A 21,940-nucleotide genomic window follows, 5' to 3' on the forward strand; every position below is an offset into this window, starting at 1 on the left:
CCGAAGGCCGGGTCGGCGTCCATCTCGGCCAGGAAATCGGCGGCGATGTCGGCGGCGCTGGGCGCGGCAACCACGGGCGCACCGAAGGCCGGATCCGAATGCATGTCGGCCAGCAGGTCGGCGGCGATCACCTCCGGGGTGGCGGTGATGGCCACCGGTGCGTCGGCCAGGGCCACGGTGTCTTCGTCGCTCGCGGCCAGCATCACCGGCGGCTCGGCCGCACCGGCCACTGCCACGGCGGCGGGCGCTTCCACGCCGGCATCGTGCAGCAGGCCTTCCAGATAGTCGTCCAGCTCACCGTTGGCGGTGTGGTTGCTCATGCGGCTTGCTCCATACGCATCGCGTCATCGGCCAGCACCCATTCCAGCGCGCGGCGATAGGCGGACAGGCCGCGGCCCTGATAGTCGCCGCCAACGGCGGGCACGGTCAGGGCGGCGGCATTGCAGATTCGGGTGTCCACCGGCACCGCGTCTTCCCAGACGACCGGGCCGTAGGTGGCCTGCATTTCCTTGAGCGTCTCGGTGCCGGCGCGGGTGCGGCGGTCGAACAGGGTTGGCAGGATCGACACCGGCAACTCGCGGCGGCGCGAACGCTGCACCATGTCGGCCGTGCGCACCATGCTGGCCAGGCCATGCAGCGCGAGCGGCTCGGCCTGGGTTGGCACCACCACGCGGTCGCAGGCGGCCAGGGCGTTGATCATCAACAGCCCGAGCGTGGGCGGGCAGTCGAGCAGGATGTAATCGTGCTGGCCGGCATGGCGGGTCATGGCGTTCTGCAATGCCAGGCCCAGGCCGGGCTGGTTGGCGCTGCGGCGTTCCAGGGTGGCCAGTGCGGCCTGGGCACAGACATACGACAGACCGGGGATGCTGCTTTCGTGCGCCAGGCTGGCCAGATCGCTGGGCGGGGTGCCGAACAGGTCCAGCACTCCGCGCGGCGGCGGGTCGATCGCCACGCCGAACGCGCGGGTGAGCGAGGAGTGCGGATCGAGGTCGATCAACAATACCCGGTGGCCGAGCGCGGCCAGGCCGCGACCCAATGCCAGCGTCGTGGTGGTCTTGCCGACGCCGCCCTTTTGGTTGGCGATTGCCCAGATACGCATCTCACTGCACTCCTTGAATTACGGCGGGGACGGAACTTGTGCCGCTTTCGGTGGTGACGGCCGTTTGGCCGCCGTCAGACTTGGGAAGCTTGGGCGCCCCGGCGGCGGTCGCATGCATCTGCGATGGCGGATCGGGTGCGAGTGAGCCAGCCGAGTCAGCGAGGATGATCAACACCACACGCCGGTTCGCATTCCGTCCCGCCTCAGTGCTGTTATCGGCACGTGCGCGGAATTCTCCATAGCCCACCATCGCCAATCGTTGCGGGGCGACGCCGTCGTCGGCAAACAGGTGCACCACGCTGGCGGCGCGCGCGGCCGACAGCTCCCAGTTGGAGGGGAACTGTGCGGTGGCGATCGGCTGGTTGTCGGTATACCCCTCCACGCGCACGCCATTGGGCGCATCGCGCAGCACCGCAGCCAGCGCCGACAGGGTGCCGCGGGCGCTGCCGGCCAGCGAGGCCGAGCCGGTGCCGAACAGGATGTCGCTGTTGATCTCCACCTCGATCCACAGGTCGTTGCGGCGGATGGTGATGAGTTTCTGCTCGATCAGCGGTGCCAGCGTCTTGCTCAGCTGCTGGGCCACCGCGTCCATCTGCCGCTGCGCGCGCGCCAGCTGCGCCTGGTTGCGCAGCGACACCGGCATGCGCATCTGCGCGGCCATCGACGGCAGCAGGGTGGGGTCGGTCGGTCCGCTGGAGGCGGCCATCGGCGCGCCGGCCTTGATCACCGAGGGGCGGTCGTAATCGGCGCCCAGGGTCTGGGTCTTGCCCAGCTGGACCGGGCTGGCATTCTTGGACGAGCCACCGAAGGCGCTGGTCAGTGCCTGCGCCATGACCTTGTATTTGCCTTCGTTGAGCGAGGAGATGGCGTACATCACCACGAAAAACGCCAGCAACAGCGTCATCAGATCGGCATACGGAATCGCCCACGCTTCGTGGTTGCCATGTTCTTCGTGGTGTTTGCGACGACGGGCCATAATGCGCTAATGCAAGTAGCCTGCCAATTTCGACTCGATGTTGCGCGGGTTCTCGCCCTGGGCGATCGCAATCAGCCCTTCGATCGCCATTTCGCGTTCGTTGGTGCTGCAATGGATCACGCTCTTGAGCTTGGCCGCCACCGGCAGGAACAGCAGGTTGGCCGAGGCGATGCCGTAGATGGTGGCAGTGAAGGCCGCGGCGATGCCGTGGCCGAGCATGGCCGGGTCGGCCAGGTTCTTCATCACCGCCATCAGCCCGAGCACCGCGCCGATGATGCCCAGGGTAGGGGCGTAGATGCCCATGCCCTCGAACACCTTGGCCGCGGCAAGATCCTGACGCTCCTGATTGTCCACTTCGATTTCGAGCATGTGCCGCATGGCTTCGGGCTCCACGCCATCCACCAGCATCTGCAGCCCCTTGCGCAGGAAGGCGTCGCTCTGGCGCGGCAGCTGGTCTTCCAGGCCCAGCAGGCCCTGGCGACGCGCGATGTTGCTCCATTCCACGATCCGCGCGACAAGCTGCGGCCGGTCGCTGGCCGGCGGCTGCACCACCCAGCGCAGAATCTTGAACGCGCGCCGGAAAACTGCCGGCGAGGTGTGCAGCAGGATTGCCGCCACGGTGCCAACGATCACGATCACGAAGGCAGCCGGCGACCACAGCGACGAAATGCCGGCGCCCTTCAATACGCTGCCGCCGACGATCGCCACGATCGCCAGCACCAGTCCGATGATGCTCAATCTGTCCATGCATGGGGTATCGGCCCAAGCGCGGCGGACTTGATAGGCGTGCCTGGTTGGGGCGCCAGAAAGTTGTCGTTCCGGGGTATGGGTCTGCAATTGCCGGCTTCGCGGGCGGTGTGCACGGCCGGGGATCGGTTCCCCGGTCGGAAAGGGCTCAACGAACTCAGTGATACCCCGCGTTAGCCCTGCTTTAGCAGAGCAGAGCAAACGCACCGCCTGCGCGGGGTTGAGCCCGTCTCCTGCGGGAGAGGGGTTGGGGTGAGGGTACGTCCAGGCGCAGCTTTCGGTCGCCGGCTTCGATGAGAAGTGCGAGCGCGGCCGACAGACGTCTCTTCGGCTCCCCAACATGCTTCATGACTCGCCATCACGGCACATCCCTGGGATGGCGATGGCAGCCAAGCGGCGTGGTGGGCGGTGTTCTGGCGTGCACCAACACGCATGTCGGCCGTGTCTCGCGTTGAGCTCGGTTGCGAATGAAGGGAAGAGTGCAGTCGCTTCGATAAACCGCTTGCGTCTGGTTGCAGGCGAGGCGTTTTGCTGTCCGTGATCGCGTTGCTGCAGGCAGGCTGTACCGTGCGCCGCTCAAGCGTGGCAAGCCTTTCGCACATCGTGGATGCCCCACGCCGCCGCGGGCCTGCTGCGCGGCAGAATGCGTAGCTGCATGGGCTGTGATACTTAGTTTCCCATTGCATTAGAACGATCTAATTGCGTCTGCACGATAGCGGACGCAAGAGGAGGGGGCCGGGTCGCTGCAACGGCGCCGGTTATTTCAGTGTCACTTTGCGCGGCGTTCTTGTCCGATCGTTGGGTCGACAGAAATCCGCCGAAGCCGATCACCTTTGGGAGAGCATGATCGACATGAACTGCATGCCATTCGCACGCCACCGCAGCACGCTGTCCGCCGGTATCGCCATCGCCTTGTTCGCGAGCGCCGCCTCTACCGCTGCTGCCCAGCAGGCCGACGGTACGCCGGCGCCCACGGGCCAGGCCGCGTTACAGGCCACGGACCTGGACGCGGTGACGGTGACCGGCTACCGCTACGCAATCGAAAAAAGCCTGGAGCAGAAGCGCAACGCCAACGCCGTGGTCGATGTGATCACCGCCGAGGACGTGGGCAAGTTCCCCGACAAGAACGTGGCCGATGCGCTGCAGCGCGTGCCCGGCGTGGTCATCAGCCGCGACGGCGGCGAGGGCAAGAACGTCAGCGTGCGCGGCCTGTCCTCGGAGCTGGTGCTGACCGAATTGAATGGCAACTACATTGCCACCGCCGAGTCCAACGGCGACCCGACGCGCTCGTTCAACTACACGCTGCTGCCGTCCAACCTGCTGGGCAGCGCGGAGTTGTACAAGACCCCGGAAGCGCGCATCGACGAAGGCGGCATCGGTGGCACGGTGATCCTGCAGACGCGGCGCCCGCTGGAACTGGAGCCAAACTCCGGCTTCGTTTCCGCCGAGGGCACCTGGTCCGATACCAGCAAGAACACCGACGGGCAGTTCTCCGGTTCGTATTCGTGGCACGACAAGGACAACCGCTTTGGTGTCTTCGTTGGCTACACGCAGCAGAAGCGCACCGCACGGACGCTCGATGCCAGTACCGAGAGCTGGCAGTGGTACGGGCGCGACGAAGGCGGCCCGGCGGTCGACGTGAACGGCAATCCGTCGGACTTCAACGCCAACTGGTGGGGTGGGACCGGTTTCTGGAACCAGGACGGCGACTACGCCACCGGTTTCATGATGCCGACGGCAGTGAGCCTGGGCGCCAAACGCGAGGAGCGCGAGCGCAAGGGTGGGCAACTGACCTTGCAGTTCAAGCCGACCGACGACCTGACGCTGACCGCGAACTACTTCCGCTTCGACCTGTCGCAGGACTCGCAGACCAATACCATCAAGATTCCCGAATGGAACATCGCCCGTTATAACGGCGACGGCAACTGGCGCGGCGGCCGTCTGCTCGACCGGCTGCAGTTCGATCCCAGCGGCACGATCGTTACGGGCGCCGCCTACAGCCTGCGTCCGGGCAAGACCTACTACTGCAGCGAGGCGCAGGCCGCCGCGGCCGGCCTGCCGCCGGGCGGCTGGGGCTCGGACGACTGCACGGTGCCCACGCCGCAGATCACCGGCAGCTACAACATCGAAAAATCGCAGTCGCAGACGGTGGACCTGGGCGGCGAATGGCGTGGCGAGCAGGTGGACGTGGCGTTCAAGGCCGGCCGCACCTGGGCCAAGGGCGGGCCGGAGCTGCAGTTTTCCCTGCCGATCAAGCCGCGCCTGCAAAACGCCGACGGCAGCTGGACCAACGGCAACTTCGCCAGCGCCTGGGACCTGACCGGCACACCATCCATGACGTTCTCGCCGGAGCTGATGCAAAACCTGCGCGACGGCATCCTGCAGGTCGACCTGGGCTCGACCGGCTCGTCCTGGACCCGCAACACCAATCAGCAGCAGTACGCGCAGATCGATACCACCTGGCATTTCGACGGCGAGGTCTTCGACTCGCTGCAGTTCGGCATCAAACGGCGCGACGGCGGCATCCACCGCAGTACCGGCAACAACTACTGGGTGTGCCCGGGCACCGACCCGGGCGACTACGACAACCGCTACTGGAACGGGCGCTGCAATGCCATTGCCACGCAGTTCTCGCCGGGCCTGCTGTTCGCGCAGGACAACCTGGCCGGTGGAATCAACGCCAGCGCGTTCCCGGCGATCAACTTCCCGGGCTACATCGGCTACTTGAACCAAACCTACGGCGCGATGCAGACCCGCAGCGAAGACAACTTCGTCTACAACGTCGACGAAGAGATCTATTCCAGCTATCTGCAGCTCAACTTCCACACCGAGCGGTTGCGCGGCAACGTCGGCGTGCGGGTGGCGCGCACCGGCCAGCGTGCCGAGTCCACCGACAAGGTGAGCGCCTACAACGACTACTTCTTCGACGGCGCCGACGGCAATCCGCTGGCCTGCCAGCAGGGCGCCGCCGCCCCCGGCGGCGCGCCGGCCGACACCTATTGCGGCACCGAAGGCTACTGGCGTTTGGCCGACAGCGTGCAACGCACCGAGTCGTTCGTGGTCAGCGGGCTGGACCGCAACTACACCGACGTGCTGCCGAGTTTCAACCTGGCCTACGACCTGACCGAAGACCTGTTGCTGCGCGCGGCAGCGTCGAAAGTGATCGCACGCCCCAGCTACAACGACATCGCCGCGCCCGGCAGCCTGGAGTTTTACAGCCCCGAGTACGTGGCCGACCGGCGTCTGACCGGCGGTGCCAGCGAGCAGGGCTGGTACGGCTCGGGCAGCAACAAGAACCTGGAGCCGTACAAGGCCAACCAGTTCGACCTGGGGCTGGAATGGTATTTCCTCCCGGGTTCGGTGGCCGGTGTGGGGCTGTTCCGCAAGAACGTGGAGAACTTCGCGGTCGACGTGATCAGCGACGTCAACATGATGGTCGACGGGCAACCGGTCACCGTGCAGAACTACAGCACCCAGGCCGGCGGCCAGGACGCGGTGTCGCAGGGTGTGGAGCTGTACGCGCAGCACACGCTGTCGTCCGGCCTTGGTGTGCAGTTCAACTACACCTACAACGATGCCAGCAAGGCGGCGGTGCGGCTGGAGGACGGCACCGAGGCCGGCGAGACCGCCATGCCGGGCAGCGCCAGGAACCAGACCAACCTCACCGTGTTCTACGAGACCGACAGTCTGCTGCTGCGCGCCTCGTACAACCGTCGCGGCGAGTTGGTGCAGGGCCTGGTCAACGGCCTGAACGTCTTTGAAGAGCCGTACTACCAGATCGATGTCAACGCGGCCTACAACATCACCCCGGCGCTCAGCCTCACCGCCTCGGTGCTGAACCTGACCAAGCAGGAGTCCCGCTCGCACCTGGGCGAGGACACCCGCGCGCGCTTCTACACCGGCGGCTACGCAGGCCGGCTGGCGTACCTGGGGCTGACCTACAAGTTCTAGGTCTCAGCATGTCGCGCCCATGCCTGCCGCGTGGCGGTATGGGCGCGATGGTAAAGAAGTGAACCTGGAACCGTTATCTGACTTTTGGCGAACGCTCAAAGCGGGGGATTACCTGCCCTTCAAGTCTCATCCCCTGCGACCGGTATCCTCAAGGATGCATATAACAGTCACCGGTACGGCTCCATGGATCGTTGGACGTGGATGATGGTAAGGATGTATGCGCCCGCACTTGGGGCTTTGGCGCTCGGGTTGCTGCTGATGCTGCCGTTGGGAATGCTCCGGGAGAGTCCGGTGCTTGCAGGGGTGTATGCGATGGTGCGATGGCTCCCGGCGTTGGCTATCGCGGTATCGGTCACCCTTGCACTTGTCGCTACTCTAAGGCTTTGGCGCCGGGATCAAGGGCGCAGTGCTTTGGTTTGCGAATGCGGTGGCTTGCTGGGACGGGAGCGTCCTGGGCGTTTTGGTGCATATCGAAAGTGTCTCGCCTGCAACCGCAACGTCAATGAGAGGTACTACACGTAGGTTCGGTTCCGGGATGCGCACACCGCAAGCCGCTGTCCGCCTTGAGAGCAGGCGTGAGCCCTACCTTGCTTTCCCTGGGGCTTCACGGGGCCAAATCGGCTCAAAGTGACGGCTCCCTGGCTTACAAGACACTTATCGGCACCCTGGTTGCCAGTTGGGGTTGGCTAAGTCGTTGTTCCAAAAGGGCGTCCGGCCATCTGTGGTGCCATGAGTAACTGCATCAGTACTGCGTGGGGTGTGGAGCAGTGGCACTTCCGTGATGATGCTTGCCGAGTGCACATTCTGAGTTATGCAATGCCATTGGCGGCGGAGGCGTGCTCGAACTGTCAGGTATTGGCGCAATTCTCGATGAGTAATGTATATTCCACCTTCAGGAGTAAGGGGCTGAAATGGAAAATCGTTCGTTGCGGTTTGGCGTTGATGCGCATGCAGGTGCTGAGCTTAATGTGTGGCAAGGGACTCTGGTAAATTCCAGTAAATTTGGGATAAAGCTGATCGTTAGTGCGGATTGTGATTTGCTGCAATCGAAGGGGCGTGATGACCTTTTCTGTCTTAGTGTATTGCCCGCTAAAGACTACATAGGAAGGTTTGCCATACCCGACTGTGCTGGCGAGATAATCGATACTCTTCTTGCGGAGGTTCGAGGGATCGCGACGGCAATGAATAGCCCGATTGGCAAGGCCTCCACTGAGCCGCTTAAAGAGTGGCTTGTTGGCGGTGGCGAGGAGCGTTGGCGCGCTGACATTAAAGGAATACACAAGCCGGACGTGACATTTATGAAATGTCTCGTGGCACCGATAGAGACGTTGACTCGTGTATTGGATAGTGGGGAGATTGTTGCTCCTGAACTCATAAAGCTCAGTTCTGAGGATGGTCAGGTTGCCCGGCGACTTAGTAAAGTCTCTCTGCAGATAAAGAAAATTCTTTCGAATAGGATGCAGGGCGGTAGAACTGATATCTACATTATTCCTGACATCCCCGGGGTTCCCGAAAGTGGGTTTGTCGTTCCGTTTAGAACTCTGACTGTGGCTTCGCGGCGCGACATATGTCGATCGAAGATGGATTTAATTGATAGTCCCGACTCTTATGTTCCTATCGGTGTGTGTAGGCCTATGCTCACGCAGTCATTGCTGCAGAAGCTGATGTCGTACTTCTCTCGAATAGGCGTTACCGATTCATTTAAGGCTGAGCAGGACGCGGTTGTAAGGATTCTTGTTGGGGAGATTTCATGAATAATTACATTTTCATCTCTGCATTGGCTTGTGAATATTTTCGCTCTTATGGCCCGCCGGGCGATGAGTGGCTTGAAGCTCCTGCCACAAACGAGGTCTCTTTGCCCCAGTGGAGGAGCGATGCTGGGGATGTGATTGTTGTAACAAGGCAGGATCTCGCTAGTCTCCAGTCTGGGATATTCTTCGTAATTGAGTTCGGAGAAGGGGGAGCTCTTGCCGGGGTGAAGAAGGAAAGGCGTCGAGATGCATTCAATAGAGTGCTGAGGGTCTTCCAGTCAACGGCTGACTCGAAGATGCCTGTGCCCGCTCTCTGGAAGCCCTTTAATTACGATAGCAAAATCACTATTCAGTCCGCGTCCCGCGTTTCTGGTGATAGTTCAAGGCTTCTAATCGATAGGCTGGTTGTTGGTCAGGTTGGTGCAATATGTACGGGTGTTGTATCTCCTGCTGTTGAATTTAAAACAAAGTTTCCCGATCCGGTTGATCGCAACGAAATTAATAGGAGATTGTATGATTGCCAATCTCTTGTAGATCGCACTTGGCAACCTAATGAAACTGACTGCTTCGAGCTTGAAGAGTCGAACAGGGTGCTCGGTTTCGGTGCATCGCTCCAGGCGTGGTATGACTCTCGTCTGACGACTTCACAGCGCAACTTTGTTGATCAGGAGTTGACTCGGAGCCTGCGAGTTCGCGGCCCTGCAGGTAGCGGCAAGACTGTTGCGCTTGTAGTAAAGCTACTACGCCATCTTCTTGGCTCGCAGTTTACGGAGAAGCCGCAGCGATATGCCTTTATAACTCACAGTCAGGCGACCGTCGATTTGGCGCGTTCCATGATTCGTGGAATGCTTAGCGACGAGGAATACGCTCGCGTGATGGGGGATGACGGGCCTCTCTACATTGGTACTCTCTACTCAAGAGCGTACCGTACCCTTGGAGCCGAGTTGCGAGGTTTGGAGCCGCTTTCATTGGATGGCGTTGAGGGCCGCAATATGCAGGCCGAAATGCTCCGGTCGGTAGTTGTCGCGTACAGAGCCAAGGATTGGGCAACAAGACGAGGGGGTGTGACTGAAGGCTTTGCGCGAAGTCTTGAGAGCATTACAGAGGAAAGTGAAGTGACCGCGCCCTTCATTGTTGAGGTCTTACTTGAATTTGCCTGCGTCCTTGAGCCAGGCGGTTTCGCGAGGTCGAGATCGAAAAGAGACGAATACATCTCAAAATCGCACCGTGACGTGTGGCGTATGAGGCTGTCGACCGAGGACGAAAGGCGGGTCATCCTTGATCTGTACGGCGACTTCCGTGCGCAGATGCGCTCCGTTGATGCGATGACTGTGGATCAGCTAATAGCCGATTTTGACCGGTTTTTGGATTCCAATTCTTGGGAGATGACGCGCTCTGAAGATGGCTTTGACGCCATTTTTGTTGATGAGCTTCATTTGATGAATCGATTGGAGCGGATGTTAATCAGCTCTCTGGTTAGAGATGCAAGCGCCAGTCCCATCATTGTGATGGCCGAAGACGTGAAGCAGGATGTGCGGCGTATCGGGCAGGGGTTGCAGCAATGGCAGCGAGATCTTCCTGATATGAAGAGTTTTAAGTTTGATGAGGTCTTCCGCTATACGCCTCAAATCAATGATCTTATGACTCACATTGATAGTTTTGCGCCTGCTGCAGAACTGGCTGAGGATTGGCCGCATTATCAGCAGCGAAGTGCGATGCCTCCAGGTGACAAGCCAACTCTGACGTTGGTTAAGACGATCAAGGATCAATACGAGGCGGTGTTCACCTTGGCGTCTAGAAGTGCTAAGAAGCGCAAGAGCGGGCGGTCGGTTGCAGTTCTTTGTTGCGATTATGACACCTTCCAGACTTACTTGAAGGCAGGTGCCTACCGGGATCTTTTTGTTCCGGTTGCTGCTAGAGAGGACATAGGAACGATACCGAGTAAGGGTGTTCGGTTTGTATTGTCAATGCCGGAGTTTGTCGCTGGGCTCCAGTTTGATGAAGTCTATTTGCTCGACGTCAGTAGGCTTGTCCTATTCGCCGAGGAAGGAGCTGGGGCTATGGATAAGAGGCGTGGATTGGCGACTCTTTATCTTGGCGGTAGTCGTGCAATGACTAAGCTCAACTTATACTCAGTCTCAGACGCAGGCGGAGTGCCGAATTTGATAGAAAAAGCAATAGAGCTCGGCATATGTCAAGAAGCATAGCTGAGGGGCATAAAGGTTCCAGGTTTACTTCTTTCTGCGAGTCCAAACTCTAGCGCCACATGGCTGGTGGCGGCTTCAACTCTGGATCGCAACGTAATGGGGTCAGGTAGGTCAGGTGCACTTATTCAGGCGACGGCGTTTGGCTTGCTTGGCCCGTATGGAACTGCGCCAGCGGCGCACAGCCGCGCGATACCCGCCAGCGTGTATTGACACGCCAGACCGCGTACTTGCAATCTAGGCCTAAGGAGCGTCGAAACTCCTCACGTAGCGGTACCCACCTCCGTCAAACCGGTGGGTTTTTTGTGCCTGCATCCTGCAGGGACAAGCCGACGCAATGCCTGCGTCGGGAGGGCGGCTAATACAACACCCGCAAGGGGAATACGCCCGCCGGCTACGTGCGGTTTCGAACCTCCCGACATCCCGTCGCCGTTGGCGGCGGTTCTTGGGTTGTTCCAGGAGGGCGTTGCCATGTCTACCGCACTATCCATGCCGGCATCTGTGCCGGTTGATCTGTTGCCAGCTTCCGCTCACCGCCTGCGTTGGGATGTGGGCGAGGTACTGCGCCGGCTTGTCGCACGCGCGGCTGTTGAGCAGGCGAGCGAGCATCCCGCGCATCCGCTGAGTCGCCAGCTCGCTGTGTTGCCGCACACCTCCAGCCGCCGGTTCGCACGCAGTGCTGTGGGGTTGCAGCAGTGCGTCGCCGCACCCGTCACCCGCCACCACCCGGAGGCGCCATGACACGCCGCCGCCCACCCACGGTATCTGCCAGTACACGGCCCACCCGCACGCGTACGCGCGCTGCGCCGCCCAAGCGGGTGCAGTGGGTTGTTGTGGAGCCCGACCGCACCAAGCTGCCACCGATGCTGCCGCCCGACCCGGACGCCTCCCCGCAAGGCCCCGGCACGCTACGCGCACCCCGCCGCGCCCGCCGCCCGCGCCAATGCACCGTCAGCTACACCCATTACCCCGGTGCCCACGACCACGCCGGCGACCAGCACGTGCCCCACGTCCGCCTCAGTGGACTATGGCTGGAACAACTGGGCTTTGCCATTGGCACCAAGCTACGCATCACCGCCAGCGCGGGGCAGCTGATGATGGAGGTGTTGCCGCCGGTGGAGGTGCCGGCCAAGGCGCGCAGCGTGCGGCGATGATGCTGCGGCTGCCAGACCCCTTGCGATTGACCTCGGTGCCGGATGCCACTAGCGTCCCCGCCACACCAGCGCACAACGGACGCTTCATGATCGCGCGCCCCCTCTACGCCTTGCTCGCCACCCTGACTCTGGGAGCTTGCGCCCACGCGGCGGGCGGCGCAGCTCCGGCACCCGTCACGGAGACATCTGCCATGCGTTCCTCATCCGAATCCGCAGTCACTCCCACTGGCAGTGAACCCAGCGGGCCGATACGAACGGCAGAGGATGCGCTCACCCGCATGCTTGCGTTGATTCAAGCAATTGACGGACTGGACGATCTGACCCCCGACTACCTGCAATCCAAAATGGGGGTCCCGGTGACGCGTGCGGCAGCTGATCCCAAGCGTTATGGCGCCAGTGCTCCGCTTACCAGTGAGTGGGGCTACAGCTTTGGAATGGACCAGACGCCTACTGCGGGGCGTTGGTTCGAGTTCACTTTTATTCCAGCGCAAGCGGGTGCTTCCCCGTCCATGACGGAGATCTGCGGGATCGATTTCGATACGTTTACCAAGAAGCTGGAAAACATCGGGTTTGTACGTCAACGCAACATGGTGGAAGACGGGCGATGGATGAGTGACTTCTTCAGCCGCCCAGGCATGCGCGTGGAGGTGTTTCCACGAGGCGAGGCCGATGCACCGCAGGAGCGGGTGGAGCACCACTGCGTCGAATGGATCTACATACGAATGGAGGCGTTGCCGCCGGTGGAGATGCCGGCCAAGGTGCGCGGCGTGCGGCGATGAGGCTGCGGCAGCCAGAAGCCCTCCGATTGACCTCGGTGCCGGATGCCACTAGCGTCGCAGCCACACCAGCGCACAACGGACGCTTCATGATCGCGCGGCCCCTCTACGCCTTGCTCGCCACCCTCGCTCTGGGCGCATGCGCCCACACAGCGGCCACCCCAGCCCCGGCAACCGTCACGGAGACATCTGCCATGAGTTCCTCAGCCGATCACGTACCTGCAGATCCTTCCAAAGGTGGACCACGTACCGCGCAGGAAGCATTGGAGCGGGTACTGGAGCTGATTCGCACAAGTGCCAGCATTGAATCGTTCACTGCCGACCATGTGTCTCAAGCAATGGGCCAGTCGGTACAGCATCGCGATGATGGTTCCGGGCGGTTCGGTGCCAGCGGAGTGCTGACCCGAGACTGGAACTACGGGTTTGGTGTCAACAAAACCGAAGTAAAGGGTGCTTGGTTCGAGTTCCTGTTCCTGCCTAACCCGCCAGAAGCCTCTCCCTCTATGTCGGATATCTGCCAGATCGACTTCGAGGCATTTGCGGCGCACCTTGAGAAAATGGGTTTTTCGCGACAGCGCAATCTTGTCGAGGATGGACGATGGATGAGCGATGTTTTTCAACGCCCAGGGATGCGCGTGGAGCTCTTCCCACGTGGCGAGGCTGACGAACCTTTGCAGCGCACCACTCATCAGTGCGTCGAATGGGTTCAAATTCGCTAGTCCAAGGAGCGGACATGTTGAGTCAAGAAGCAAGTGCAGTGGTGGCGTCATTTGGTCAGCAACCAGGTGTCACACGTGAGCATCTGGATAACTTCAACCGGGTGCTGAACGATTCGCCCGAGTTGACCCGCCAGATCAACGAGGCGGTGCAAAAAAAGGTGCTGAAAGGCTTCGCGCCGTTAAACGATCCGCATGCGGGAGGCACCTATGATCCACGCGATCAGAAAATTCATCTGCCGCTTGCAGCGCTGGTGAATGATGCCAACGGCAAGCATGCAGCAGCAGGCGATTTGACCTTCGTCATGGGACATGAAATTCAGCATAGCCTTTACAGCCCCACTGCTGCGCTTGCGCGGGAACAGTTCAAAACAGAGGCAATAAAAATTGCCCGTAGCACGCACGATTACACTGCTGCTGGCGAGAAGGTGCTGGCCAGTAACCGTGCGGACGAAGCAACGGCCCAAATAGCCGGATGGAACGCTATCGTGAGCGCGGTCAAGAGTCGTAATCCTAATCCTACGCTTGAAGATGTGTACCTGTTTGCAGATGGTCGGGCCAGAGATTTCGTCACGCGAAGCGGTTATCCAAGCGTCTATACGTCCAAGGCAAACCTGACATTCAATAGCGACCTGACGTTGTCGCCCACGGCGAGTAATGTCGAGGCAATGGGAGTGAATTACTTCGACAAATCGGTCAAGGACACCCGTATCGGTCATGCGGGCCAGTCTGACTACGTCAACCATTACGGTCCGTGGGTGGTCGGCACAGCTGCCATCTACGAGCGCCACTACAACAAGCCCAAGCCAGGAGACCCGGAACAGCCGATGATCCTGGACATGCAGCGCTTGGGATTGAAGGAAGAAGTACTGGAGCGAAACGGCATCGATCTGGGCAGCAATACCCGCCCCATGCCTTACCTCGACAGCAGCACGCAGCCGCCGACGCCCGGCCTGTTCCAGCACAGCAAGAATACGCACCTGCACGTCTCGCCCATCACGGCACGCGAGTTGGAACAGGAGCTCCGGGAGCGCGATCCGCAGCTGCCAGGTTCATCAGCTCAGCTTCTTCCGTCAGACCCCGGCCATGCAGATCACTCGCTTTACCAGCAAATTAGGGATGGGGTGCAAAAGCTCGATGCCCAGCATGGCAGGCAGTGGGATGCATCGAGCCAGCGCATGACGGCCAGCTTGCTTGGGCTGGCAAAAGAGGAAGGGTTGTCGCGGGTGGATCATGTGGTGCTCAACAACCCAACGGCTCAGCTGGCGGGCGGCGAGAAGGTCTTCATCGTTCAGGGCGCCCTCAACGATCCGGCTCACCAGCGTGCTCATATGTCGACCATGGACGCCGTGCAGACACCAGAGACCCAGTCGTTCGATCGCTTGCAGGCAATCAACCAGACTCAGGCCCAGGCGCGCGAACAGCAGCAGGCGCTGGAGCAGCCCCAGCAAGCCGTCAGCCAGGCTGGTCCGTCGATGACGCGCTGAGTGTTTCGCAACGAGATAACGGGGGCCAAATAACGGTTCCCAAATAGGGCAATATGGGAGAGGCGTTGGCCGGACTGCTGCAGCGCTGGCAATCCATCGCTTTCTCCCGCGCGGTTGAGGTCGTGCGCTGCATCTAGGGACAACGCGAGACCGCTGCCCCCATCCGCCCTCCGGGCACCTTCCCCCGCAAGCGGGGGAAGGAGGAACGCTCGCGGGAAAAAGGGGGAACCCGCAAATGACGGTTCCAGCTTCAATTCCACGGCAGCCTAGCCGTCGCTAAACCATCGCGTCCATGCCTGCGCGCATGGCGGCATAGATCGGCAGCGATGCTGGTAGTGAAACGACAACGGCCGCAGTACGCGGCCGTTGTCGTTAGATCAGGCAACCAGGATCGTCTTGCCGAATCCCGAATCCCGAATCCCGAATCCCCAATCCCGAACCTCAATGATCGCTGGAACGCAATCCATCCACATCCAGGATCAGCGCCATGCGGCCGTCGCCGATCAGGGTGGCGCCGGCGTAGCCGGGCAGGCCGCGTAATGCGCGGGGCAGGGGCTTGATCACCACTTCCTCGCGGCCGCGGACCTGGTCCACCACCAGGCCGAAGCGGGTTTCGCCGGCCTGCAGCAGCACCACGGTCAACAGCGGCGGTTGTTCGGCAGGCACGCCCAGCCAGCGGCGCAGGTCGATCAGGGGCAGGGTATGCGAGCGGCGGTCGAGCACGGCGCGGCCGTCGAACCAGCCCAGCGAGGTCTGCGGTGCGTGCAGCACTTCGACCACGCGTGCCAGCGGCAACGCATAGACCGCTTCGCCGGCCTGCACCAGCAGGGTCGGCAGGATCGCCAGGGTCAGCGGCACGCGGATCATGAAGCGGCTGCCGCGGCCCAGTTCGGACTGGATCTGGATCTGCCCGCTGAGTTCGCGGATACGCGATTGCACCACGTCCATGCCTACGCCGCGGCCGGAGATATCGGTGACCTCGGCCTTGGTCGAGAAGCCCGGCATGAAGATCAGATGCAGGCACTCGTCGGTGCTCAGACGTGCCGCCGCTTCCGCGTCAATCAGGCCCTTGCCGCGCGCGATCTCGCGCAGCCGCTCCGGGTCGATTCCGGCGCCGTCGTCCTGGATTTCAATGCTGACATAGTCGCCTTCCTGCTGCGCCGACAGGCGCACATGGCCGCTGCGCGGCTTGCCGGTGGCTTCGCGCAGGGCCGGCGATTCGATGCCATGGTCGATCGCATTGCGCACCAGGTGCACCAAGGGATCGGCCAGGGCTTCGACCAGATTACGATCGAGCTCGGTTTCGGCGCCGATCAATTCCAGCTCCACCTCCTTGGACAGGGTGCGCGCGACGTCGCGGGCCACCTTGGGGAAGCGCGAAAACACCTTGCTCACCGGCTGCATGCGGGTACGCATCACTGCGGTCTGCAGGCGCGCGGTGGCGATGTCGAGCGTGCTGACGGCGCGGTCGAGTTCTTCGTCGCGCAGACGGGTGCGCAGTGTCTTCAGACGGTTGCGCGAGAGCACCAGCTCGCCGATCAGATTGACGATGGCATCCAGGCGCTTGGTGTCCACGCGCACGGTCTGTTCGGCTTCGGCACCGCCTTTGGCGGCACCTTTCGGTGCGGCCTTGGCGCCCGGCGCCGGCGCAGCATGGCCGTCGTCGTGCACTGGCGCAGCAGCGGCGGCCTTGGGCGCGGCCTTGACCGCCGGCGGGCCGCTCTTGGCATCGAACTGCGCAATCAGCGTAGCCGGTGCGTGCGGCACGGGTTCACCCGAGCCCATCGCATCCAGCATGGCCTGCAGATAGTCCAGCGATTGCTGCGCGGCGTCGAAGTGATGCGCCTGCAGCACCGCCTGGCCCGAGCGCGCCATGCCCAGGGTTTCTTCAGCGGCGTGGCACAGCTCCACCATGGGCTTGATCGCCAGGAAGCCGGCGCCGCCCTTGAGCGTGTGGAAGCCGCGGAACACCGCGTTGAGCTGGTCGGCTTCGTCTGGCGCCTGTTCCAGCGACACCAGCTGTTCGCCGAGGCGATCCAGGATTTCCTGGGCCTCGACGATGAAATCGGCAGCAATATCGTCTGGAACAGCACTCATGGTTACAACCCCAATCCGGACAGCAAATCGTCGGCGTCGTCCTGCGACACGGCGTGACGGTCCAGGCCCTTGATCGCAGGACCGGCAAGACCGCCGTCGTCTTTCTTCGGCTCGGGATTCTTCGGCGGCAAGCCGAGCGCACCGAAACCTTCATGCACACGCCGCACGATGCCGGCCACGCGCCGGATGATCTGGCCGCTGAGGTCCTGGTAGCTTTGCGCCAGCGAGAGTTCGGTCAGGTTGTGGCGCATTTTTTCCAGCAGGGCGCCCTGGTCCTGATTGAGCCCGCCGCTGCGCAGCTGGTTGGCCAGCTCGCGGCATTCCTCGACCAGATCCAATGTGCGGTGGCTGGCCTTTTCGGTCATCTCCACCACGTGGTCCAGGCGCGAGCAGGCATCGTCCAGTTCGCCGGCTTCTTCGGGCACGGTGGGCAGTTCGCCCAGCGCCTGGCCAAGTTCGCGGGCGAGCCGGCTCAGGCTCTGCATCATCGGGCGCGTGCGCAGGGCGGCGAGGTGGTCGACCTCGCGCTTCCACGCCACTTCATCACCGCTTTCCAGTGCGTCAAGCGCGCCTTGCAGGCGCTCGATCAACGCGGCACGTTCGGCATCGGTTTCCACGGTGGCGTTCATCAGGCGGTCGCCGCCAGACGTTCGAACACCTTGCCCAGCTTTTCTTCCAGCGTCTGCGCGGTAAACGGCTTGATGATGTAGCCGTTGACGCCGCACTGGGCCGCTTCGATGATCTGCTCGCGCTTGGCTTCGGCGGTCACCATCATCACCGGCAGGTGCTTGAGCTTGGCGTCGGCGCGGATGTTGCGCAGCAGGTCGATGCCGGTCATGCCGGGCATGTTCCAGTCCGTCACCACGAAGTCGAACGGGCCCGCGCGCAACGCGGCCAGCGCGCTGTTGCCGTCTTCGGCCTCTGCGGTATTGGTGAAGCCGAGATCCGCCAACAGATTCTTGACGATGCGTCGCATCGTCGAGAAGTCGTCCACGATCAGGATCCGCATGTTCTTGTTCACATCAAGCTCCTAACACGAAAAATTACGCGAAAAATTCAGTCGTCGACTTCGACGCCGGCATCGGCCAGTTCGAAGACCTTGAGGCGGCCACGCAAACGCACCACCGCCTGGCCATGGATCTGGCACACGCGCGATTCGCTGACGCCCAGCACGGCGCCGATTTCCTTCAGGTTCAATTCCTGTTCGTAGTACAGCGACAGCACCAGCTGCTCGCGCTCGGGCAACTGGCCGATGGCCTTGCCCAGCTCGCGGCCGAATTCGCCACGCTCCATCATCTGCTGCGGGTTGGGACCACCCTTGGCGGTGGTGTCCAGCTCGCCATGATCTTCGATGCGCGATTCCAGGCTCAGCACCTGGCCACGTGCGGCGTCTTCCATCAGGCGCAGGTAGTCGGGCAGCGGCATTTCCATCGCGGCGGCCACTTCGGTGGCGGCGGCGGCGCGGCCGGTGTTCTGCTCAATCTTGCGCACGGCAGCAGCGGCATCGCGGGCGCGGCGGTGCACCGAACGCGGCACCCAGTCGCCACGGCGGATCTCGTCGATCATCGAGCCGCGGATGCGGATCGAGGCATAGGTTTCGAACGAGGCGCCCTGGTCGGAGTCGTAGCTGCGCGAGGCTTCGATCAGGCCGATCATGCCGGCCTGGATCAGGTCGTCCACTTCCACGCTGGCCGGCAGGCGCGCGGCCAGATGGTGGGCGATGCGGCGGACCAGGTCGGCGTGCTGGGTCACCACGTCGTTGGCGTTGTTGCGCTGCACGGCGCGGTACTGCGCGCTGGCCGTGGTGGCGGTAGCGGTGCTCATGCGGCCACTCCCCGTTGGATGATGCGTTCGACAAAGAACTCGACGTTGCCGCGCGGCACGGTGGGGGCCTGCCAGCGCGAGATACGGCGAGCGATTTCTGCAATGGCCTGCGCCGACGGACTGGACGGATAGGCCTTGATGACCGGTTGCTGGCGCTGCACCGACAGGCGCAACCAGTCGTCCTGCGGCACATGGCCGAGATAGTTCAGCGAGACATCGCCGAGGAACTTCTCGCAGACGCGGGAGAGCTTGTCGTACAGCAGGCGGCCTTCGTTGGGGTCGCGCACCATGTTGGCGATGATCTGCAGGCGGTCCACGCCGCGTTCGCGCGAGAGCACCTTGATCAGCGCGTAGGCGTCGGTGATCGAGGCCGGCTCGTCGCAGACCACCACCACGGTGTCCTGGGCGGCCTGGCAGAAGGTCAGCACGCTGTCGGTGATGCCGGCGGCGGTGTCGATGACCATCACGTCCAGGTCGCGCTCCAGTTCGGAGAACACGTTGACCAGGCCGATGTGCTGGGCCGGGGCCAGTTCGGCCATGTGGCGGCGACCGGACGCGGCCGGCACCACCAGCACGCCGCCGGGGCCTTCGATGATCACTTCATCGAGCGTGCAACGACCGGCGATCAGGTCGGCCAGGGTGTACTTGGGCGCCAGGCCCAGAACCACATCCAGGTTGGCCAGGCCCAGGTCGGCATCCAGCAGCAGGGTGCGCTTGCCCATGTCGGCAAGCGCCACGGCCAGGTTGGCGGAGATGTTGGTTTTGCCCACGCCGCCCTTGCCACCGGTCACGGCGATGGTGCGCACCGGGCCCAGGGGCTCGGGACGGGTCGCCGACAGGGGGAAGGCGTTGGTCAGCTTGGCGTATTCACGCGACTGCATGGTTGTGCTCCGGAGTACAGGGCTTATCGGCAGCGCGCCGCAAATCTTCAAGACGAAGAACGAGACTGGCGGCATTGGCGCGGTGCAGGTCGTCGGGGACCCGCTGTCCGTCAGTCACCCAGGTGATGGGCATTTGGTGGTCGACCACCACCGACAAGGCGCTGCCGAAGCGGCCGGTCTCGTCGAGTTTGGTCAGCACCACGCCTTGGGGCTTGGCGTGGGCGAAGCGGCGCACGACCTCGTCGAGGTCGGCGAAATGGGAGTTGGCGGGCAGCACCAGCAGCGAGGTGACCTGCTGGGCGGCGCGCAGCCAGTTCAGCTGGGCGGCCAGGGCACGGTCGCGCTGGCCCATGCCGGCGGTGTCGATCAGCACCAGCTTGTAGTCGCGCAGGCGGTCCAGCAGCTCCAGCAGGCTTTCGGCGCTGTCGGCCTCATGCACCGCGATGCCGAGCTGGCGGCCGTAGCTGTGCAGCTGCTCGCGGCCGCCGACGCGCAGGGTGTCGGTGGTGACCAGGGCCACGTCGCGCGGGGCGTGCTGGGCGGCGAAGCGCTGCGCCAGCTTGGCGATGGTGGTGGTCTTGCCGGCGCCGGTGGGGCCGACCAGGGCGATCACGCCGCCGCGTTCCAGCGGGTCGACCGGGGCCACCGGCAGGCGCTTGGACAGCAGGCCCAGCATCAGGCCGCGGCCGCGGTGCAATTCGGTATCGGCCGGGATCTGCATGGCGACGTCGCGGGTCAGACCGGCGTCGAAGCCGTAGTCGTCCATCAGCTCCAGGGCCTGCGCACGCACCGGGGAGCCGCGCAGGCGCTCGTCGGTGAGGCGGTTCATTTCGCGCTCGATCATCTGCCGCATCAGCGCCAGTTCGCCGCGCAGCTGCTTGAGTTCTTCGTCGTTCTGCGCGACCGGCGCCGCAGCCACCGGCACCGCGGCCAGCGCAGCGGGGGCGGGCGGGGCGACGACGATCGGCGGCAGCGCAGCCGGCGGCAGGATCTGCGGCAGGGCGTCGTCCAGATCGAAGTCGGCCTCATCGGCGAAGGCGTCGTCGTCCTGGCCATGTGCGACGTAGGCCGGGGCGGCGGCAGCGATCGGAGCCGGGCTCGGAGTCGGAGCGGTCTGCAGCGCCGGGCGCTGGACCGGGGCGGTGGTCAGGAAGTCGGCGAACAGCTGTTCCGGCACCGCCGACAGCGCGTGGTCCTGACGCTGCGCCACCGGGGCGGCCAGCTCCTGCACGGCCGGCATCGGCGCGGCGCTGCGGATCGGGGCGGCCACCGGGGCCTGACGCGGCACGCTGACCGGCTGGCGCAGGGCCATGGCGGCGATCATCTCTTCGGCGGCGCTGGCAACGCGCTGGCGGTGGCTCATGCCGGCCTCGGCGGCCGGCTTCAGCGGAGCATGCACCGGCGCGGCGGGGCGGGCCGCCGGCTGGGCCGGGGCTTGCTGCACCGGAGCCTGCTGCACGGGCGCCTGCTGGGCGGGAGCCTGCTGAGCGGGCGTGGCGCTGGCCGGGGTCTCGGCGCGGGCGGTTTCCAGGGCGCGCTGCACCAGTTCTTCGTCGTAATTGCTGGCCGCGACGATTTCGATGCCTTCGGCGGTGCGGCGGTTGGACAGGATCACCGCATCCGGGCCGTGCTCGTCACGCACCATGCGGAATGCGGTGCGCATGTCCGGGGCAACAAAGCGTTTGATCTTCATGCCACGTGCCTCCAGGAACGGGACCCGCCGGACGCCGGACGGGTGCGCGATGAATGTGGGTGTGTTGCCAGCGTCATGAGTTGCATGTCCCGTGAGTGTTCCAAGTCCTGCCATCCGCCCCGCAGCGGTGGAGCTGTCTGCGGTCTCGCCAGAGCTAATGCATGTGGTGTGCCAAAACCGAAGTGCTGGATTTCTGGCGCTCGATCAGGAGGGTTGCGCGTGCGGCGGCTGCCCCTGTTGCCCCCATCCGCCCTTCGGGCACCTTCCCCCGCAGACGGGGGAAGGGAGGCGTTGGCAGGCGGGGGAAGGGAGGGGGTGGTGCAACGCCGCTGCAGCGCTGGCAACCCGTTGCCTTCTCCCGCAGGCGGGAGAAGGTGGCGCGCAGCGCCGGATGAGGGGCGTTGGTGCCGTGCGAGTCACGCCTGCGGGAACATCGCCAGAGTGCCGCCCCCATCCGCCCTTCGGGCACCTTCCCCCGCAGGCGGGGGAAGGGAGGCGTTGGCAGGCGGGGAAGGGAGGCGTTGGTGCAACGCCGCTGCAGCGCTGGCAACCCGTTGCCTTCTCCCGCAGGCGGGAGAAGGTGG

16 protein-coding genes and 1 pseudogene are annotated in these 21,940 nt (G+C 63.2%); 7 read left to right on the plus strand and 10 right to left on the minus strand.

Features of this window, described 5'->3' with window-relative positions; translation table 11 throughout:
• The 4 genes and pseudogenes from ABQZ09_RS17180 to ABQZ09_RS17195 all read right to left on the minus strand — a co-directional run.
• Nucleotides 1–320 (minus strand): annotated as a pseudogene (locus ABQZ09_RS17180) (chemotaxis protein CheW); the annotation flags it as partial.
• Nucleotides 317–1,099 (minus strand): ParA family protein, encoded by a 783-nt coding sequence (locus ABQZ09_RS17185; RefSeq protein ID WP_003489696.1) that lies wholly within the window; start codon nt 1,097–1,099, stop codon nt 317–319. The pseudogene ABQZ09_RS17180 and the gene ABQZ09_RS17185, both read right to left, overlap by 4 nt.
• Nucleotide 1,100: 1 nt before the next feature.
• On the minus strand, nt 1,101–2,075 hold the full coding sequence (motD, locus tag ABQZ09_RS17190; RefSeq protein ID WP_349777476.1) for a flagellar motor protein MotD: 975 nt from the start codon (nt 2,073–2,075) through the stop codon (nt 1,101–1,103).
• A 6-nt stretch (nt 2,076–2,081) separates the two neighbouring features.
• Nucleotides 2,082–2,822, minus strand: coding sequence for a flagellar motor protein (locus tag ABQZ09_RS17195; protein ID WP_039565224.1), 741 nt, complete (start codon nt 2,820–2,822; stop codon nt 2,082–2,084).
• A 798-nt stretch (nt 2,823–3,620) separates the two neighbouring features.
• On the opposite strand from ABQZ09_RS17195, the gene ABQZ09_RS17200 reads away from it, so the two are divergent.
• From ABQZ09_RS17200 to ABQZ09_RS17230, 7 genes are all read left to right on the plus strand, one after another.
• Entirely contained in the window at nt 3,621–6,773 is a 3,153-nt protein-coding gene (locus tag ABQZ09_RS17200) for a TonB-dependent receptor (protein ID WP_349777477.1), read from the plus strand.
• Between the two features lie 911 nt (nt 6,774–7,684).
• Nucleotides 7,685–8,527: a hypothetical protein gene (locus tag ABQZ09_RS17205; RefSeq protein ID WP_349777478.1), complete on the plus strand. Its 843-nt coding sequence runs from the start codon at nt 7,685–7,687 to the stop codon at nt 8,525–8,527.
• The gene (locus ABQZ09_RS17210; RefSeq protein ID WP_349777479.1) at nt 8,524–10,731 is read left to right on the plus strand and encodes a UvrD-helicase domain-containing protein; all 2,208 of its coding nucleotides are present in this window, start codon (nt 8,524–8,526) and stop codon (nt 10,729–10,731) included. Before ABQZ09_RS17205 ends, ABQZ09_RS17210 begins: the two co-directional genes overlap by 4 nt.
• 734 nt (nt 10,732–11,465) lie before the next feature.
• Nucleotides 11,466–11,882, plus strand: coding sequence for a SymE family type I addiction module toxin (locus ABQZ09_RS17215; protein WP_349777480.1), 417 nt, complete (start codon nt 11,466–11,468; stop codon nt 11,880–11,882).
• A gap of 86 nt (nt 11,883–11,968) precedes the next feature.
• Nucleotides 11,969–12,661 carry a hypothetical protein gene (locus tag ABQZ09_RS17220; protein WP_349777481.1) on the plus strand — a complete coding sequence of 231 codons (693 nt, stop codon included), beginning with the start codon at nt 11,969–11,971 and terminating at the stop codon, nt 12,659–12,661.
• A gap of 86 nt (nt 12,662–12,747) precedes the next feature.
• Nucleotides 12,748–13,377, plus strand: coding sequence for a hypothetical protein (locus ABQZ09_RS17225; RefSeq protein WP_349777482.1), 630 nt, complete (start codon nt 12,748–12,750; stop codon nt 13,375–13,377).
• A 14-nt stretch (nt 13,378–13,391) separates the two neighbouring features.
• Nucleotides 13,392–14,861: an XVIPCD domain-containing protein gene (locus tag ABQZ09_RS17230; RefSeq protein WP_349777483.1), complete on the plus strand. Its 1,470-nt coding sequence runs from the start codon at nt 13,392–13,394 to the stop codon at nt 14,859–14,861.
• A gap of 441 nt (nt 14,862–15,302) precedes the next feature.
• On the opposite strand, the gene ABQZ09_RS17235 is transcribed toward ABQZ09_RS17230, so the two are convergent.
• Genes ABQZ09_RS17235 through flhF form a run of 6 tightly spaced genes read right to left on the minus strand, consistent with a single transcriptional unit; the run spans nt 15,303 to nt 21,356 of the window.
• Nucleotides 15,303–16,958, minus strand: coding sequence for a chemotaxis protein CheA (locus tag ABQZ09_RS17235; protein ID WP_039414787.1), 1,656 nt, complete (start codon nt 16,956–16,958; stop codon nt 15,303–15,305).
• A gap of 2 nt (nt 16,959–16,960) precedes the next feature.
• Nucleotides 16,961–17,587 (minus strand): protein phosphatase CheZ, encoded by a 627-nt coding sequence (locus tag ABQZ09_RS17240; protein WP_184557551.1) that lies wholly within the window; start codon nt 17,585–17,587, stop codon nt 16,961–16,963.
• Nucleotides 17,587–17,979, minus strand: a complete 393-nt coding sequence (gene cheY / locus ABQZ09_RS17245) for a chemotaxis response regulator CheY (protein ID WP_014507662.1) — start codon at nt 17,977–17,979, stop codon at nt 17,587–17,589. The genes ABQZ09_RS17240 and cheY overlap by 1 nt, the downstream gene beginning before the upstream one ends.
• A 35-nt stretch (nt 17,980–18,014) precedes the next feature.
• Entirely contained in the window at nt 18,015–18,782 is a 768-nt protein-coding gene (locus ABQZ09_RS17250) for an RNA polymerase sigma factor FliA (protein WP_039414775.1), read from the minus strand.
• Nucleotides 18,779–19,663: a MinD/ParA family protein gene (locus ABQZ09_RS17255; protein ID WP_349777484.1), complete on the minus strand. Its 885-nt coding sequence runs from the start codon at nt 19,661–19,663 to the stop codon at nt 18,779–18,781. The genes ABQZ09_RS17250 and ABQZ09_RS17255 overlap by 4 nt, the downstream gene beginning before the upstream one ends.
• A complete protein-coding gene (flhF, locus tag ABQZ09_RS17260; RefSeq protein WP_349777485.1) occupies nt 19,650–21,356 on the minus strand; it encodes a flagellar biosynthesis GTPase FlhF in 1,707 nt (568 codons plus the stop codon). The genes ABQZ09_RS17255 and flhF overlap by 14 nt, the downstream gene beginning before the upstream one ends.
• Between the last annotated feature and the right edge of the window lie 584 nt (nt 21,357–21,940).

The organism is Xanthomonas sp. WHRI 6106, assembly GCF_040202405.1.
Lineage (GTDB): Bacteria > Pseudomonadota > Gammaproteobacteria > Xanthomonadales > Xanthomonadaceae > Xanthomonas > Xanthomonas cannabis.

Excerpts from the sequence above, each read along its gene's own strand:
- ABQZ09_RS17185 (WP_003489696.1), bottom strand. The coding sequence starts at position 1,099 with ATGCGTATCTGGGCAATCGCCAACCAAAAGGGCGGCGTCGGCAAGACC.
- motD (WP_349777476.1), bottom strand. The coding sequence starts at position 2,075 with ATGGCCCGTCGTCGCAAACACCACGAAGAACATGGCAACCACGAAGCG.
- ABQZ09_RS17195 (WP_039565224.1), bottom strand. The coding sequence starts at position 2,822 with ATGGACAGATTGAGCATCATCGGACTGGTGCTGGCGATCGTGGCGATC.
- ABQZ09_RS17205 (WP_349777478.1), top strand. The coding sequence starts at position 7,685 with ATGGAAAATCGTTCGTTGCGGTTTGGCGTTGATGCGCATGCAGGTGCT.
- ABQZ09_RS17210 (WP_349777479.1), top strand. The coding sequence starts at position 8,524 with ATGAATAATTACATTTTCATCTCTGCATTGGCTTGTGAATATTTTCGC.
- ABQZ09_RS17215 (WP_349777480.1), top strand. The coding sequence starts at position 11,466 with ATGACACGCCGCCGCCCACCCACGGTATCTGCCAGTACACGGCCCACC.
- ABQZ09_RS17220 (WP_349777481.1), top strand. The coding sequence starts at position 11,969 with ATGATCGCGCGCCCCCTCTACGCCTTGCTCGCCACCCTGACTCTGGGA.
- ABQZ09_RS17225 (WP_349777482.1), top strand. The coding sequence starts at position 12,748 with ATGATCGCGCGGCCCCTCTACGCCTTGCTCGCCACCCTCGCTCTGGGC.
- ABQZ09_RS17230 (WP_349777483.1), top strand. The coding sequence starts at position 13,392 with ATGTTGAGTCAAGAAGCAAGTGCAGTGGTGGCGTCATTTGGTCAGCAA.
- ABQZ09_RS17235 (WP_039414787.1), bottom strand. The coding sequence starts at position 16,958 with ATGAGTGCTGTTCCAGACGATATTGCTGCCGATTTCATCGTCGAGGCC.
- ABQZ09_RS17240 (WP_184557551.1), bottom strand. The coding sequence starts at position 17,587 with ATGAACGCCACCGTGGAAACCGATGCCGAACGTGCCGCGTTGATCGAG.
- ABQZ09_RS17250 (WP_039414775.1), bottom strand. The coding sequence starts at position 18,782 with ATGAGCACCGCTACCGCCACCACGGCCAGCGCGCAGTACCGCGCCGTG.
- ABQZ09_RS17255 (WP_349777484.1), bottom strand. The coding sequence starts at position 19,663 with ATGCAGTCGCGTGAATACGCCAAGCTGACCAACGCCTTCCCCCTGTCG.
- flhF (WP_349777485.1), bottom strand. The coding sequence starts at position 21,356 with ATGAAGATCAAACGCTTTGTTGCCCCGGACATGCGCACCGCATTCCGC.